Genomic DNA, 15953 nt, shown 5'->3' on the forward strand with positions numbered 1-15953 from the left:
TCACAGCTTCCCGCCGCGTTTGCCGTCGCGCGGGGCGGGCGCGATGAGGGTGGAGAGATACGGCAGCGGCTCGCCGCCGAGGTCGGCCGCGGGCCGGATGGACTCGCCCTCCAGCCCGAGTGCGGACCCCCACACGGCGTCCTCGAGCCGGCCTGTCACCCGCAGCGCCTCCGCGACCTCGTGCGCCTGCCGGCCGAACTTGTACGCGACGACGGTCCCGGGCCCGTTCAGGGCGTCCTTGAGCACGGCGGCCCCGGCGGTCACCGGCACGAGGGTGAGCGGCTCGGTCCCTTCCGTGAGCACGGCCCCGGACCGCGCCGCCAGATCCTGCATGGCGGTGATCCCGGGCACGGTCTCGACGACCGTGCCGGGCACCAGCTCCCCGATGGTCTGCGCGAGATAGGTGAAGGTCGAGTACACGTTCGGATCGCCGATGGTCGCGAACGCGACGGCCGTGTGCCGCCGGAGCAGCTCCGCGACCCGCGCGCCGGCGGCGTCCCAGGCGGCCTCGCGCCGCCCCCGGTCGGTCCGCTCGTTGAGCGCGAACACGACGCGGACGACCTTCTCCTCGGGCACGTAGTGCAGGACGGTGGCCTCCGCCCGCCCACGCTCTCCCGTGTCCATCACCGGTACGACCACGACCTCGGCGGCACGCAGCGCGTTGACGCCCTTGACGGTCACCAGCTCCGGGTCACCGGGTCCGACCCCGATTCCGATCAGCTTGCTGCTCATGACGTCCGGCACCTCTCCACGAACCGACGGGCCACACCGGGCTGTGACGCCCAGTGCGTGTGCAGATAACTCGCGTGCACACCTTGTTGTACGAAACCTTCGACGCGCCGCTGAGGGGCGCGCACCCCCCAGGCGGGAGCCGCCCCTGCGCCCGGCTCCACGACGGTCCGGTGGAACTCGTGGCCGCGCATCCGGGTCCCGGCGGCGGCGAGCACGCTGTCGCTCACGGCCACGGCGTCCCGATATCCCAGGGTGAGCCGCTCGCTCATCCGGGCCGAGACGTCGAGCACCCCGCACATGGGCTGCCCGTCGAGCTCACGCGAGAGATACAGCAGCCCGGCGCACTCGGCGGCGACGGGCGCCCCGCCGGACACCAACTCGGCCACGGCCTTGCGCAGCGGCTCGTTGGCGGACAGCTCGGGCGCGTACACCTCGGGGAAGCCCCCACCGATGACCAACCCGTCGGTACCGTCGGGCAGTTGTTCGTCCCGCAGCGGGTCGAAGGTGACGACTTCGGCTCCCGCGGCGGTCAGCAGCTCGGCATGCTCGGCATAGGAGAAGGTGAAGGCGGCCCCTCCGGCGACAGCGATTCGGGGCGCCGCACGCAGCCCGGTCCCGCGATCCTTCAGCCCGTCCGGCGTTCGAGGACGAGGCCGTTCAGGCCGATGGCGGGGGTCTGGGGGCGCAGCCCCCAGGGTCGGGACGGGAAGGGGCGGCGGGGGCGAGGAAACGACAGCCGCAGCCGCGTCCCAGGCCGCACCCGACAGCGCGGGCGCGCTCCGCGCCAACGCGAGCAGCCCGTCGAGATCGCACCCCTCCCGCACCTGCGAGGCCATGGCGGCAACGGACTCGACCGCTGCCGCGTGCCGCTCGGCAACGGGCACCAGTCCAAGATGCCGCGACGGCGTCCCCACCTGCGTGGCGCGCCGCAGCACCCCGAGCACCGGCACCCCGGATTCGTCCAGAGCCTCCCGCAGCATCTCCTCATGCCGCGACGACCCCACCTTGTTGAGAATCACCCCGGAAACCCGCACCTCGGGATCCCAGGAAGCGAACCCGTGCACCAGCGCGGCCACGGACCGGGACTGCGACGAAGCGTCGACGACCAGCACCACCGGCGCCCGCAGCAACTTCGCCACCTGCGCCGTGGACGCGAGTTCACCCTCCCCGGCGGCCCCGTCGTACAGCCCCATCACACCCTCGACGACCGCGAGATCGCACCCGCGCGCCCCGTGCGCGAACAACGGCGCGATCAACTCCGTACCGCACAGATACGCGTCGAGATTCCGCCCCACGCGCCCGGTGGCGAGCGCGTGGTACCCGGGGTCGATGTAGTCGGGCCCCACCTTGTGCGGGGACACGGCGAGCCCCCTTGAGGCGAAGGCCGCCATCAACCCCGTGGCAACGGTGGTCTTGCCGCTCCCCGACGAGGGCGCGGCGATGACCAGCCGAGGGACGGACATCACCACTCGATGCCCCTCTGGCCCTTCTGGCCGGCGTCCATCGGATGCTTGACCTTGGACATGTCCGTCACGAGATCCGCGAACTCGACGAGCTTCTCGGGAGCGTTGCGCCCGGTGATCACGACATGCTGGGTCCCGGGCCGGTCCCGCAGCACGGCGACGACCTCGTCGACGTCCACCCATCCCCAGTGCATGGGGTAGGCGAACTCGTCCAGCACGTACAGCTTGTACGTCTCGGCGGCGAGGTCCCGCTTGACCTGCTCCCAGCCCTCGCGGGCCTTCTCCTCGTTGTCCAGCTGCTCATCGCGCTGAACCCAGGACCATCCCTCGCCCATCTTGTGCCAGTCGACGGACCCGCCCTCGCCGCTGGCCCCCAGCACCCGCAGCGCGTTCTCCTCCCCGACCTTCCACTTCGCCGACTTGACGAACTGGAACACCCCGATGGGCCACCCCTGGTTCCAGGCGCGCAGCGCCAGCCCGAAGGCGGCGGTGGACTTGCCCTTCCCGATCCCCGTGTGCACCACGACCAGCGGCCGGTTGCGGCGCTGACGCGTCGTCAGCCCGTCCTCCGGTACGACACTCGGCTGCCCCTGCGGCATTACGCGGCCCTCCTCGAAGTCCCCTGCACATCGCGCACGAGCCCGGCGATCGCGTCGGCCCGCAACTCGTCCAACGTCACCGCGGTGCCGCCCAGTTCACCCGCGAGCCGCCCCGCGAGCCCGAGCCGCACGGGCCCCGCCTCGCAGTCGACGACCACGGAGGCGACCTGGTCGGCCGCGAACAGCCGCGCCGCCCGCTCGGCGAGCGCGACGGGTTCAAGGCCGCCGGTGGCTCGGCCGTCCGTCACCACGACGACCAACGGCCGTCGCGCCGGATCGCGCAGCCGCTCGACCCGCAGCACGTCGTGCGCGCGCAGCAGCCCCGCCGCGAGCGGCGTCCGCCCGCCCGTGGGCAGCGACTCGAGACGGGCGGCAGCCGCGTCCACGGAGGAGGTGGGCGGCAACGCCACGTCGGCCGAGGATCCCCGGAAGGTCACCAGCCCCACCTTGTCCCGCCGCTGGTACGCGTCGAGCAGCAGCGACAGCACCGCGCCCTTGACGGCACTCATCCGCTGCCGCGCCGCCATCGACCCGGAGGCGTCCACCACGAACAGCACGAGGTTGCCCTCACGCCCCTCCCGGGTGGCCTGGCGCAGATCGTCCCGCCGTACGACGAGACCGCGCCCCGACCGCCCCCGCGCCCGCTGATGCGGCGCCGCCGCCTGCACGGTCGCCGCCAGGTGCAGCTTGGTGAGCGCCCCCCGGGGCCGCCGCGACCCGGTGGTCCGCCCGTGCTCGGTGCGCGCCCGCGAACGCCGCCCGGCCGCGCCCTCGCCGAGCCCCGGCACGCTCAGCACCTTGGTACGAAAGGGTTCGGCGGCCCGTACGGGGGACTGCTCGCCGGCGCCCTGTGCGGCCGGCGCCCGCCCGTCGTCCGAGGGCTCGCCCTGCGCCGGGACGTCACCGGCGGGGGAGTCGCCGTCCGGCCCGTCCTGAGGCGGCTGCCCGCCCCCACCGGGCCCGTCCGGGTCAGGATCGTCGTCACCGCCGCCGTCCTGCTCCCCGAACTCCTCCAGCGTCTCGTCGAGCTTGTCCTCGTCGAGCCCCGGCGCGTCGAAGGGATTGCGTCGCCGCCGGTGCGGCAGCGCGAGCAGCGCCGCCTGCCGTACGTCCTCCGCGAGCACCTCGGTGCGCCCCGCCCACGCGGCGAGCGCGGTCGCGGTCCGTGCCATGACGATGTCGGCCCGCATGCCGTCCACCTCGAAGGCGGCACAGGTCGCCGCGATCTGCCGCAGCGCCGGGTCCCCGAGCCGCACGGACGGCAACAGCTCCCGTGCCGCCACGATCCGGGCCCGTACGGCGGACTCCTCGTCGGCCCAGCGCGCCGCGAAGCCCGTCGGGTCGTCGTCGTAGGCGAGCCTGCGCCGCACGACCTCCACCCGCTGATCGGGCTCCCGGGAGGCGGCCACCTCGACGGTCAGCCCGAACCGGTCGAGCAACTGCGGCCGCAGCTCGCCCTCCTCGGGGTTCATGGTCCCGACGAGCAGGAAACGGGCCGCGTGCCGTACGGAGACGCCTTCGCGCTCGACGTACGAGGCGCCCATGGCGGCGGCGTCCAGCAGCAGGTCGACCAGGTGGTCGTGGAGGAGGTTGACCTCGTCGACGTACAGGATCCCGCGGTGTGCGTCGGCCAGCAGTCCCGGCTCGAAGGCCTTCACGCCCTCCGCGAGCGCCCGCTCGATGTCGAGCGCGCCCACGAGCCGGTCCTCGGACGCGCCGACGGGCAGCTCGACCATGCGGGCCGGCCGGGTCTCGAAGGCGCCCGGCTCGTGCGGCCCGTCGGGACAGGCCGGGTCGGGCGCGGCCGGATCGCACGAGAACCGGCACCCGGCGACGACGTCCACACCCGGCATGAGCGCCGAGAGGGCGCGTACGGCCGTGGACTTGGCCGTGCCCTTCTCACCGCGGACGAGCACACCGCCCACGGCGGGCGACACGGCGTTCAGCAGCAGCGCGAGCCGCAGATCGTCCTGGCCGACCACGGCCGTGAACGGGAACGGGGTACTCACTGGTCGTCGCCCTCCAAGTCGCCTTCGAGCTCCAGATAGGTGGCGCGCAGCCGCTCCAGCGTGTCCGCGTCCGGCTCGGCCCACAGCCCCCGGTCGGCGGCCTCGAGCAGCCGTTCCGTGATGCCGCGCAGCGCCCATGGGTTGGACTTCTTCATGAAGTCCCGGTTCTCCGCGTCGAAGACGTACTCCGCGCTGAGCTTCTCGTACATCCAGTCGTCCACGACCCCGGCCGTGGCGTCGTACCCGAACAGGTAGTCCACGGTCGCCGCCATCTCGAAGGCGCCCTTGTAGCCGTGCCGCCGCATGGCCGCCATCCAGCGCGGGTTGACGACCCGGGCACGGAAGACACGGTGCGTCTCCTCGCCCAGCGTGCGGGTCTTCACCTGGTCCGGTACGGCCGAGTCGCCGACGTACGCCTCAGGGCTCGCGCCCGTCAGGTGCCGCACCATCGCGACCATGCCGCCGTGGTACTGGAAGTAGTCGTCGGCGTCGACGAGGTCGTGCTCGCGGGTGTCCACGTTCTTCGCGGCGACGGCGATCCGCCGGAACGCGATCTCCATGTCCCCCCGCGCCGCCCGCCCGTCGAGCCCGCGCCCGTAGGCGTAGCCGCCCCACACCGCGTACACCTCGGCGAGGTCGGCGTCCGAGCGCCAGTTGCGGGCGTCGATGAGGGGAAGCAGCCCGGCGCCGTACGCGCCCGGCTTGGAGCCGAAGATGCGGGAGGTGGCGCGGCGCCGGTCGCCGTGCTCGGCGGTGTCCTCGTCGGCGTGCGCGCGGACGTAGTTGCGGTCGGCGGGCTCGTCCAGCTCGGCCACCGCGCGCACCGCGTCGTCGATCAGGCCCACGACGTGCGGGAACGCGTCCCGGAAGAAGCCGGAGATACGGACCGTGACGTCGATGCGGGGCCGGCCCAGCTCCTCCAGACCCACCACCTCGAAACCGGTCACGCGGCGCGAGGCGTCGTCCCAGACTGGGCGGCAGCCGAGCAGCGCGAGGATCTCGGCGATGTCGTCGCCCTGGGTACGCATCGCGGACGTGCCCCAGACCGTCAGACCGACGGACTTCGGGTACTCGCCCGTGTCCTGCAGATACCGCTGCACCAGGGAGTCGGCGAGCGCCTGCCCGACCTCCCAACTCAGCCGGGACGGGATGGCCTTGGGGTCGACCGAGTAGAAGTTACGGCCGGTCGGCAGGACGTTCACCAGCCCGCGGGTCGGTGAGCCCGACGGGCCCGCGGGGACGTAACCGCCGTCCAGGGCGCGCAGGATGTGGGTGATCTCATCCGTCGTCCGGGCCAGGCGCGGCACGACCTCACGGCAGGCGAACTCCAGCACCGCGACGGTGTCGGGGAGTTCGACGCCCAGCACCTCCCGTACGAGAGCGGTGCTCTCGGACGTCACCCAGCCGTTCGCCTCCATGCCCTCCGCCATCCGGCGGCACAGCTGCTCCAGCAGGTCGATCGCGTCGGCCCCGGTCCGCGCCGGGCCCTCGACGAGGTCCGTCAGCTCCACCGGCACCTTCACCGGCGCGCCCGGCTCGGCGAGCAGCTCCTTCTCGACCAGGCCGAAGTACTCGGCGAGGCAGGCCCGCAGTCCCGGCAGCGCGTTCGCGGTGCCGCCCCACACCTGGGAGGCGCGCAGCACGGCCAGCACGAGGTTGACGCGCGGCTCGGCCTCCGGGCCGCCGCCGAGGATGTGCAGTCCGTCGCGGATCTGCACGTCCTTGATCTCGCACAGATAGCCGTCGATGTGCATCACGAACTCGTCGAACGCCGCGTCGTCCGGCTGGTCCTCCACATGCAGGTCGTGGTGGAGTTCGGCCGCCTTGACCAGCGTCCAGATCTGCGCGCGGACCGCCGGTGCCTTCGTCGGGTCCAGGTCGGACACCAGCGCGTACTCGTCGAGCAGCTGCTCCAGCTTCGCGAGGTCGCCGTAGGTGTCCGCGCGGGCCATCGGCGGTACGAGGTGGTCGACGACCGTGGCGTGGCCACGGCGCTTGGCCTGGGTGCCCTCGCCGGGGTCGTTGACGATGAAGGGGTAGATGAGCGGGAGCTCGCCGAGGACGGCGTCCGGCGCGCAGCCGCCGCTGAGCCCGAGGCCCTTGCCCGGCAGCCACTCCATCGTGCCGTGCTTGCCCATGTGCACGACGGCGTCCGCGCCGAAGCTGTTTTCGAGCCAGCGGTATGCCGCCATGTAGTGGTGCGACGGCGGCATGTCCGGGTCGTGGTAGATCGCGATCGGGTTCTCACCGAAGCCGCGCGGCGGCTGGATCATCACGACGACGTTCCCGAACTGGAGGGACGCCAGGACGATGTCGTCGCCGTCCACGTACAGGCTGCCCGGCGGCTCGCCCCACGCCTCCAGCATCCCGCCCCGCAGGTCCGGGTCGAGTTTGTCGAACCACGCCCGGTAGTCGGCGAGCGGCACACGCGCGGGGGCGGCGGCGAGCTGCTCCTCGGTGAGCCATTCGACGTCGTGGCCACCGGCGTTGATGAGCCGGTGGATCAACTCGTCGCCGTTGTCGGGGTGCCCTTCGACGGCGTACCCGGCGTCCCGCAGCGCGTCGAGCACCCGTACCGCCGAGGCGGGTGTGTCCAGGCCGACCGCGTTGCCGACCCGGGAGTGCTTGGTCGGGTAGGCGGTGAAGACGAGCGCGAGCTTCTTGTCGGCGTTCGGCTTGTGCTTCAACCGGGCGTGCCGTACGGCGATTCCGGCGACCCGCGCGGCGCGCTCGGGGTCGGCGACGTAGACCGGGACGTCGTCGGGACCCTGCTCCTTGAAGGAGAAGGGGACGGTGATCAGGCGGCCGTCGAACTCGGGGATCGCGACCTGCATCGCCGCGTCCATGGGGGAGAGGGCGGCGTCCGAGGCGTCCCAGGCACTCCTGGACGAGGTCAGGCAGAGTCCTTGCAGCACGGGGACGTTCAGGTCGGCGAGCGCGCCGATGTCCCAGGCCTCCTCGTCGCCGCCCGCGGAGGCCTCCGAGGCGTGCGTGCCGCCCGCCGCGAGCACGGTGGCGACCAGCGTGTCGGCCTTGCCGAGGATCTCGTACAGGCCCGCGTCGGCGCCGCGCAGCGAACCGCAGTACACGGCCAGCGCGTTGGCGCCGCGCGCCTCGATCGCGTCGCACAGCGTGTCCACGAACGCGGTGTTGCCGGACAGCTGGTGGGCCCGGTAGAAGAGCACGCCGACGGTCGGGCGGCCCTCGACGAACGCGCGCTCGCCGTGGACGCCGTACTCCGGCATCTTCCGGGGCTCCTCGAAGCCCTCACCCGTGAGCAGCACGGTGTCGGAGAGGAACCGGGCCAGTTCGGTGAGGTTGTCCGGGCCGCCCTGGACCAGGTAGCGCAGCGCCTCGGCGACGACACCGGCGGGCACCGACGACTCGGCCATCAGTTCGGCGTCGGGCACGGACTCCCCGCCCAGCAGCACGGTGGGGATGCCCGAGGCCTTCAGCTTCCGCAGCCCCTCCTCCCAGGCGCGCTTGCCGCCGAGGAGTCGTACGACGGCGATGTCCGCGCCCTCGACGAGAGAGGGGAGTTCGCCCTCGACGTCCACCCGGGTCGGGTTGCCGATGCGGTACGCGGCGCCGGAGGCACGTGCCGCCAGCAGATCGGTGTCGGCGGTCGACAACAACAACACTGTGCTCATGCGGGCGCTCCCGGTGGAATGAAAGGCAGTCCTTGCGGCGCGCCCGACTCGATGAGCCGCCACAGCGCGTCCGTGTCCGCGTGTTCCTCGATCAGATCGCCGAGCCGGTCCAGCTGCTCCTCGCGCAGCGCGGCGAACGACGTGTCGGCGGCCGGCACGAATCGGCGGCCCGCGGCGGCCGCCACCTCGCGCAGGAAGGCACGCCGGAAGCCGTCCGACTCCAGCGCCCCGTGCCAGTGCGTGCCCCAGACGGCACCGACCCGGCACCCGTCCAGACCGTGTCCGTCGTCATCGGAGATGAACGCGTCACCGCCCATGACTTCGGCGACACCGTGATGGATCTCGTACCCCTCGACGTGCTCGCCGAGGGCCTCCCCGACGGGCCGGGTCAGGGTCTTCTCGCGTGCGAACCGCACGCGGACGGGGAGGAGTCCGAGCCCGTCGACATGACCGGCGCGTGACTCGACCTCGTCCTGGATGTGCTCGCCGAGGATCTGGAAGCCACCGCAGATGCCCAGTACGGGCCGGCCTTCGGCGGCCGTGCGCACGACGGCGTCCGCGAGTCCACGCTCGCGCAGCCACTCCAGCGCCTTCACCGTCCCCCGGGTTCCGGGGACGACGACGAGGTCGGCGTCGGCCAGCTCCTCGGCCCGGTCCACGAACCGCACGACGACACCCGGTTCGGCGGCCAGCGCGTCCACGTCCGTGAAGTTGGACATGAGCGGGATCGCGCAGACGGCGACGCGCAGCACGTCCTCGCCGACGGGGGAGGTCACCCGGGACTCCCGGACCGCTCCCCGCAACGACACCCGCAGCCCGTCCTCCTCGTCGATGCCGAGGCCGTGCTGGAACGGCAGGACGCCGTACGTACGCCGCCCGGTGAGGCCGTGGAGCATGTCGAGTCCCGGCTCCAGCAGGGAGACCTCCCCTCTGAACTTGTTGACGAGGAACCCGGCGACGAACTCCTGGTCCTCGCGCGACAGCAGCGCGACCGTCCCGAAGAACGAGGCGAACACACCCCCGCGGTCGATGTCGCCGACGACGAGCACGGGCAGCCGCGCATTGCGCGCGATCCCCATGTTCACGATGTCGGTCCGCCGCAGATTGATCTCGGCAGGACTGCCGGCCCCCTCACAGATCACCGCGTCATACGTGCCCCGCAACTCGGCGAGGCAGTCCAGCACCGTGGTGAGAAGGGCTTCCTGCCGCCCGCCGTGGTAGCCACGGGCGGTCATCTCGCCCACGGGCTTTCCCATGAGGACGACCTGACTGCTGCGGTCGCTGCCCGGCTTGAGCAGCACGGGGTTCATGAGCGCGCTCGGCTCCACCCGGGCGGCCTGCGCCTGCATGGCCTGCGCGCGCCCTATCTCGGCGCCCTCGCGCGTCACGAACGAGTTCAGGGACATGTTCTGCGCCTTGAAGGGCGCGACCTTGACGCCCTGCCGCACCAGCCACCGGCAGATCCCGGCGGTCACGACGCTCTTGCCGGCGTCGGAGGTGGTCCCGGCGACGAGCAGCCCGCCGCTCATGACGTACGCCCCTTCCTGAGAAGCCTCTGTACGAGCAGCCGCCCGCCGGCACTCACGCCGAGGGCGAGCCAGCCGACGCGCCGTGACAGCCGTACGGCTCGTTCGATGTCGTCGACGTGCACGGCGCGCCCGGCGCCGTTGAGTTCGGGACGGTGCTCGACGCGCCCGCCGTAGGAGAGGGTGCCGCCCAGGCGCACCCCGAGCGCCCCCGCGAACGAGGCCTCCACGGGCCCGGCGTTGGGGCTCGGATGCTTGACGGCATCGACGCGCCAGGCCCTCGCGGCCCCGCGTGGGCTGTCACCCGCGAGGGCGGCGAGCACGGCGGTGAGACGTGCCCCCGGCCATCCGGCGACATCGTCGAGCCGCGCGGAGGCCCACCCGTACCGCCGGTACCTGGGGGACTTGTGACCGACCATGGCGTCAAGGGTGTTGACGGCCCGAAAGCCCACGAGCCCCGGGACTCCGCCCACGGCCCCCCACACCAGGGCGCCCACGACGGCGTCGGAGGTGTTCTCGGCGACGGACTCGACGACGGCGCGTGCGATGCCGTCGGCGTCCAGGGCCTGGGGATCCCGCCCGCACAGATGCGGCAGCCGCTCCCGGGCCGTCTCGATCTCCCCGTCCGCGAGGGCGTCACCGATGGCCCGGGCCTCCCGCCCGAGCGTGGTGCCCCCGACGACGGCCCAGGTGGCGGCGGCCGTCAGCGCGACGGACGCGGCACGTGAGGGGCGTACGGCACGGGACGCGACGGCGGCGAGTCCGGCGGCACCGCCCACACATACGGCGGTGTGCAGGGCGCCCCACCCACGGTGGTCCCGCCACAGCACCCGCTCCACGGCTCCCGCGGCCCGCCCGAACACGGCGACCGGATGCCCCCGGCGGGGATCGCCGAGCAGCAGATCGCCGAGGAGGCCGGCGGCGGCGCCGTACGCGAAGACGCGATCGGCACGCACGGGGTCAGCCGACCGTCAGGTCGGGTGGAACCGTCGCTCGCAGGGCACTTGGGCAGCCGCGCATGGCGTTATGTCCTCACTCAGGGTGTCCACGCCCTGGTTCGACGAGACCGGCGGGGAGAGTTCCTGGCTCCCGGGGAGTTACTTCCCCGGTCACAGTGGCGGGACCGCGCCGGATTCACACCGGCTTCCTCTTCTGTCGCCGTACTTGGCTCCGGCAGTCCACCACGGGTTGGAAGACCCGTCAACTTGCTGTTGACCTGCACGGGGAGAGTGTGCGAAGGCCCACATACAGGTGGGGTGCGGGACGGTGATCCGTCCCGCACCCCACTCGAAGTGGTGCCCGTTTTGGGTTACTTGCCGACGATCAGGAAGATGCCGTACGCCACCGCCGCGGCGCACGCCGCGAAGCAGACGTACGCGCCGGTGACCGCGAGGGTCGCGGAGCCGCCCTGGGCGGACGCGGACTCGCGCTTGGAGAGGCCGACGATGCCGAGGGTGAAGAGGCCGACGAGGCCGACGGTGGTCACGAGGCTGACTCCGAAGACGGAGCCGAGGGCTGCCCAGTCGATGTGCATGCTGTTCTGTCCTTACACCGTGGCCGGGCGGGTGGGCTCCGCGTCCGGGGACGGGATGGTGGTCTTCAGGTCGCCGGACAGGTCGCCGGTGACGGGGCCCGCGGGCGGCGGGGTGACGGCGGCCATCGCGGTGGTGACGACGCCCGCGGGCTCGGCGGCCCCGTAGTCGATGGCATTGACGTTGTCGACGGTGACCGGCTGGCGGCGGGAGAGCTTCCAGATGGTGCCGGCGCCGGCGACGAGCAGCGCCCCGGTGAGGACGATGCCCCACGTGCCCTGCTTGGTCAGGAACTCGGCGGAGGCACCGGCCAGGCCGGCGGCCGGCAGGGTCAGGCCCCAGGCGACGAACATCCGGGTCGCGGTCGACCAGCGGACCACACCGCCCTTGCGGCCGATGCCCGAGCCCATCACCGCGCCGGAACAGACCTGAGTGGTGGAGAGGGAGAAGCCGATGTGCGAGGAGGCCAGGATGGCCGTCGCGGCGCTGGTCTGGGCGGCGAAGCCCTGCGGCGGCGCGAGGTCCGTGAGGCCCTTGCCCATGGTGCGGATGATGCGCCAGCCGCCCAGGTAGGTACCGAGCGCGATGGCCGTACCGGCCGAGACGATGACCCACAGCGGGGGGTTCGAGCCCGGGGCTATGACGCCGCCGGTGACCAGCGCGAGGGTGATGATGCCCATCGTCTTCTGGGCGTCGTTCGTGCCGTGTGCCAGGGAGACCAGGCCGGCGGAGGCGATCTGGCCGGCGCGGTAGCCCTTGGCGGTCGCCTTCTCGTCGGCGCGGTTGCCGATCCGGTACGTCAGCCGGGTGGCCAGCATCGCGGCGAGTCCGGCCACGATGGGCGCGGCGACCGCGGGGATCAGCACCTTGGTGACGACGGTCGAGCCGTTCACCGACGACCAGCCGGCCGACATGACCGCGGCGCCGATCAGGCCGCCGAACAGTGCGTGGGAGGAGCTGGAGGGCAGACCCAGAAGCCAGGTCAGCAGATTCCAGAGGATGGCGCCGACGAGCGCCGCGAAGATCACCTGGACGCGAATGCCCTCTTCGTTGATGATCCCGCCGGAAATCGTCTTGGCGACCTCCACGGAGAGGAACGCGCCGACGAGGTTCAGCACGGCGGACATGGCCACCGCCGTCTTGGGCTTCAGAGCGCCGGTCGAGATGGTCGTCGCCATCGCGTTGGCAGTGTCGTGGAAACCGTTCGTGAAATCGAACACGAGAGCGGTGACGATCACGATTCCGAGGAGGAGCGTGATGTGTTCCATTTACCCAGGCTTCTGTTTGGCGTCAGTGGCAGGTGGACCGTAGGCAACCTGAGTGAACGGAAGATGAACTGGGGCGGGCGTTGGGGTGTATCAAACGGTGGACCGCCCCTCCGCTTGTAAGGGTCAGTGTGCGGGAGGGGCGGCCCGATGGTTTACCAGATGTTCGAACGGAGGCGGAATTTCGGGTTCCGCCGAGGGGTCTTCGAGGGTGCCTAGCCCTTGGCGAACCGCTTGAGCTGGGTCAGGGATCCGTTGAAGAGATTCTGGTCACCCGGGAGCGTGCCGCTGTTGTCGTACTGCCAGAACGTCCACATCGACCAGCCGGCCGGCAACGCGCCCGTGTCCGCGGAGTCGTAGCGGGCGAGCCACAAGGCGTGGTTCGCGGCGAAGGCGCTGCTGCCGCCGGTGCAGGTGTTCCACCAGTGGGTGGTCGTGTAGATGACCGGACGGCGGCCGGTCTCCTGTTCGAGTTCGTCGCTGAACGCCTGGATCCAGCTCACGATCCCGGCCTTGCTGAGGCCGTAGCACTTGTGCTTCTTGTCGTACGGGTTGTACTCGATGTCGAGCGCGGGCGGCAGCGTCCAGCCGTCCGCGCGCCAGGCGCCGCCGTTGCGCACGAAGTACGCGGCCTGGGTGGCGCCGGACGACTTGTCCGGCACCGCGAAGTGGTAGGCGCCGCGGAGGATCCCCGCGTCGCGCGCCCCGTTGTACTGCCGGCCGAAGTAGGGATTGCGGTACGTGTGGGATTCGGTCGCCTTCACATAGACGAACCGGGCGCCCTTGGCCTTCGCGCCCCGCCAGTCGACGTTCTTCTGGTGCGAGGAGACGTCGTGGCCCTTGGGTTTGGCCGCCGCCGCGACCGGGGCCCCGGCGAGAGCGGTCCCCGCGGCGGTGAGTGCCGCGACGGCTGCCGCCGCCGCGAGGACGCGGGCACGACGAAGGAGTGGTTTGTGATCACGGGCCATATTTCCCCCCGGAATGGCGACGTGCGTGACAAATCCCCCAGAGGCTATTGGAAGATCGTTGAAAGGCCATCGATCGCCAGCCAATCACCCCGAGAGGGTGCTATGTCCCGCTATGTGCCCTTACGGACGTTTGGCTTCCGCCCTAAAGTGCCCTCGCCGACAGCCGGTTGACGCCCGCGCCTGGCAGGATCGCCGCATGGCTGAGCAGCGGCGGGACGCACGGGAAGTGCGGGACGCGAGGCAGAGCGCGCCGGGCGCGCACCAGCGGGAGGTGGCGGCCGCGTGGGACGAGCTCGTCGCGACGGCCCTCCGGACGGTGGCCGACGGACTGGTCGTCGGTACGTCGGGCAACGTCTCCGTCCGCGTCGGCGACATGGTCCTGGTCACGCCGACGGGAGTGCCGTACGACCGGCTGAGACCCGAAGACGCCGTCGGCGTGGACCTCGAGGGCCGGCAGGTCCTCGGTTCGCTCGCCGCGACGAGCGAACTGCCGATGCACCTCGCGATCCACCGCGCCACCGACGCGCGGGCCGTCGTCCACACCCACGCCGCGCACGCGACGGCCGTCTCGACCCTCGTCACCGAGCTCCCCCTCATCCACTACATGACGGGCGCGCTCGGCGGACCGGTCCGAGTTGCCCCCTATGCGACCTACGGGACCCCGGAGTTGGCCGAGAACATGCTCCAGGCCCTCACCGGCCGCACGGCCTGCCTCCTCCAGAACCACGGCACCATCGCCTACGGAGCCTCACTGGCCCAGGCGTTCGACCGCACCGCCCAACTGGAATGGATGTCCCGCGTCTGGCTCCTGGCGTCCTCCGTGCCCGGCCTCTCCCCGACGCTGCTCTCGCCGGAACAGGTGGGCGAGGCGGGGGAGCGGCTGCGGCGCTACGGGCAGGACGGCGGGGCCGGTCCCCGCTGATCCGGCGCGGTGCGGCGACCCGGAGGCGGGAGTCCGTCGCCCGCTCCCGCTGGCCGACCCGGCGCCGCGCCGGGAGACTGAACCCGTGCGTACTGTCAAAGCGACGGCCGCGGCCGTCTCCGTAGCCCTGGCCGCGGGCGCGGCCTCCGTGGCGGCGGGCCGGTTCGCCAGCGACGCCGCGCTGAAGGCGCCGCCCGGCAGGCCGCTGCCGACCGAGCCCCGGCTCACCGTGCACTCCACGGCCGCGGGCCGGATCACGCTCACCCGTGACCTGGCCTCCCTGCGCCCGGGAAGGTACGGCCTCACGGGCGACGGCTCGCACGCGGTCGTCGGCCCCGTCCTGGATGCCGCACCCCACACCGCCGACACGGTCGTACGCCGCCTCGAACGCGTCACCCACGGCACCCTGGAGGCCGGTGACAAGGCGTGGCTCACCCCGAACCTGCACATCGGCAACCCCGGCAGCGCCCTCGGCCTCGACCACGCCGACGTGGACATCCCCGGCGAGCTCGGCCCGCTGCCCGCCTGGTTCGTGCCCGGCACCCGCACCACCTGGGTGATCACGGTGCACGGGCTCGGCACCACCCGCGAGCACCCCATGAACGTGATGGAGTTCCTGCACCGAAACCGGCTCCCCGTGCTCGACCTCGCCTACCGCGGCGACCTCGGCGCACCCCGCTCCCCGGACGGCCTCAGCCACCTCGGCGAGACCGAGTGGCGCGACCTGGACGCCGCCGTGCGCTACGCCGTGCGCTACGGCGCCGACGAGGTCGTCCTGTACGGCTGGTCCATCGGCGCCACCATGGCCCTGCGCACCGCCGCGCACTCCGCCCTGCGCGACCGGATCTCCGGGCTGATCCTGGACTCGCCCGTCCTCGACTGGGGAGCCACGTTGCGCGCCCTCGCCTCGGCCCGCCGCACCCCCAGCGTCCTGCTGCCCCTCGCGGTCCGCGCCGCCCAGGGCCGCACCGGTCTGCACGGCGACCGGATCCGGGAGGCCGCCGACCCCGGCCGGCTCAAGATCCCGACCCTGATCGTGCACGGCCCGGACGACACCATCGCCCCCTGGGGCCCCTCACGCCGCCTAGCCGAGCGCCGTCCGGACCTGGTCACCCTCCACACGGTCCCGCACGCCTCCCACGGCGCCATGTGGAACGCCGCCCCGAACTACGAAGAGGCCCTACGCCGCTTCCTCACCCCCCTGATGTAGCCACCCCCGATGTAGCCACCCCGCTGACGTAGCCACCCCGCTCCACGACGACCTCCGGGCCCAGACCCCGCGAAGGC

At 72.2% G+C, this 15953-nt stretch carries 12 protein-coding genes and 1 riboswitch; of the genes, 2 read left to right on the forward strand and 10 right to left on the reverse strand.

From position 1 onward, the window contains the following. From cobI to OG568_RS37450, 10 genes are all read right to left on the reverse strand, one after another. Positions 1-732, reverse strand: a complete 732-nt coding sequence (gene cobI / locus OG568_RS37405; protein ID WP_266415466.1) for a precorrin-2 C(20)-methyltransferase — start codon at positions 730-732, stop codon at positions 1-3. After that, on the reverse strand, positions 729-2195 hold the full coding sequence (locus OG568_RS37410) for a cobyrinate a,c-diamide synthase (RefSeq protein WP_329534747.1): 1467 nt from the start codon (positions 2193-2195) through the stop codon (positions 729-731). The genes cobI and OG568_RS37410 overlap by 4 nt, the downstream gene beginning before the upstream one ends. Further along, a complete protein-coding gene (gene cobO / locus OG568_RS37415) occupies positions 2195-2794 on the reverse strand; it encodes a cob(I)yrinic acid a,c-diamide adenosyltransferase (protein ID WP_266415468.1) in 600 nt (199 codons plus the stop codon). Before cobO ends, OG568_RS37410 begins: the two co-directional genes overlap by 1 nt. Continuing rightward, on the reverse strand, positions 2794-4803 hold the full coding sequence (locus OG568_RS37420) for a putative cobaltochelatase (protein ID WP_329534748.1): 2010 nt from the start codon (positions 4801-4803) through the stop codon (positions 2794-2796). The genes cobO and OG568_RS37420 overlap by 1 nt, the downstream gene beginning before the upstream one ends. Beyond that, positions 4800-8453, reverse strand: coding sequence for a cobaltochelatase subunit CobN (cobN, locus tag OG568_RS37425; protein ID WP_329534749.1), 3654 nt, complete (start codon positions 8451-8453; stop codon positions 4800-4802). Before cobN ends, OG568_RS37420 begins: the two co-directional genes overlap by 4 nt. Continuing rightward, positions 8450-9982: a cobyric acid synthase gene (locus OG568_RS37430; RefSeq protein ID WP_329534750.1), complete on the reverse strand. Its 1533-nt coding sequence runs from the start codon at positions 9980-9982 to the stop codon at positions 8450-8452. Before OG568_RS37430 ends, cobN begins: the two co-directional genes overlap by 4 nt. Continuing rightward, positions 9979-10935 (reverse strand): cobalamin biosynthesis protein, encoded by a 957-nt coding sequence (locus OG568_RS37435; protein ID WP_329534751.1) that lies wholly within the window; start codon positions 10933-10935, stop codon positions 9979-9981. The genes OG568_RS37430 and OG568_RS37435 overlap by 4 nt, the downstream gene beginning before the upstream one ends. Before the next feature lie 101 nt (positions 10936-11036). Continuing rightward, positions 11037-11177, reverse strand: a riboswitch (cobalamin riboswitch). A gap of 111 nt (positions 11178-11288) precedes the next feature. Next, positions 11289-11513, reverse strand: a complete 225-nt coding sequence (locus tag OG568_RS37440; RefSeq protein ID WP_054232266.1) for a hypothetical protein — start codon at positions 11511-11513, stop codon at positions 11289-11291. 12 nt (positions 11514-11525) lie between these two features. Beyond that, on the reverse strand, positions 11526-12779 hold the full coding sequence (locus tag OG568_RS37445; protein WP_329534753.1) for an inorganic phosphate transporter: 1254 nt from the start codon (positions 12777-12779) through the stop codon (positions 11526-11528). A 212-nt stretch (positions 12780-12991) separates the two neighbouring features. After that, a complete protein-coding gene (locus tag OG568_RS37450; RefSeq protein ID WP_329534754.1) occupies positions 12992-13744 on the reverse strand; it encodes a lysozyme in 753 nt (250 codons plus the stop codon). 196 nt (positions 13745-13940) lie between these two features. Between OG568_RS37450 and OG568_RS37455 the strand changes: the two genes are divergently transcribed. Both OG568_RS37455 and OG568_RS37460 read left to right on the forward strand, forming a co-directional pair. Beyond that, positions 13941-14666 (forward strand): class II aldolase/adducin family protein, encoded by a 726-nt coding sequence (locus OG568_RS37455; RefSeq protein ID WP_329534755.1) that lies wholly within the window; start codon positions 13941-13943, stop codon positions 14664-14666. Between the two features lie 85 nt (positions 14667-14751). Further along, entirely contained in the window at positions 14752-15876 is a 1125-nt protein-coding gene (locus tag OG568_RS37460) for an alpha/beta hydrolase family protein (RefSeq protein WP_266581619.1), read from the forward strand. The last annotated feature ends 77 nt before the right edge of the window (positions 15877-15953 follow it).

This window comes from Streptomyces sp. NBC_01450, from assembly GCF_036227505.1.
Lineage (GTDB): Bacteria > Actinomycetota > Actinomycetes > Streptomycetales > Streptomycetaceae > Streptomyces.

Excerpts from the sequence above, each read along its gene's own strand:
- cobI (WP_266415466.1), bottom strand. The coding sequence starts at position 732 with ATGAGCAGCAAGCTGATCGGAATCGGGGTCGGACCCGGTGACCCGGAG.
- OG568_RS37410 (WP_329534747.1), bottom strand. The coding sequence starts at position 2,195 with ATGTCCGTCCCTCGGCTGGTCATCGCCGCGCCCTCGTCGGGGAGCGGC.
- cobO (WP_266415468.1), bottom strand. The coding sequence starts at position 2,794 with ATGCCGCAGGGGCAGCCGAGTGTCGTACCGGAGGACGGGCTGACGACG.
- cobN (WP_329534749.1), bottom strand. The coding sequence starts at position 8,453 with ATGAGCACAGTGTTGTTGTTGTCGACCGCCGACACCGATCTGCTGGCG.
- OG568_RS37430 (WP_329534750.1), bottom strand. The coding sequence starts at position 9,982 with ATGAGCGGCGGGCTGCTCGTCGCCGGGACCACCTCCGACGCCGGCAAG.
- OG568_RS37440 (WP_054232266.1), bottom strand. The coding sequence starts at position 11,513 with ATGCACATCGACTGGGCAGCCCTCGGCTCCGTCTTCGGAGTCAGCCTC.
- OG568_RS37445 (WP_329534753.1), bottom strand. The coding sequence starts at position 12,779 with ATGGAACACATCACGCTCCTCCTCGGAATCGTGATCGTCACCGCTCTC.
- OG568_RS37450 (WP_329534754.1), bottom strand. The coding sequence starts at position 13,744 with ATGGCCCGTGATCACAAACCACTCCTTCGTCGTGCCCGCGTCCTCGCG.
- OG568_RS37455 (WP_329534755.1), top strand. The coding sequence starts at position 13,941 with ATGGCTGAGCAGCGGCGGGACGCACGGGAAGTGCGGGACGCGAGGCAG.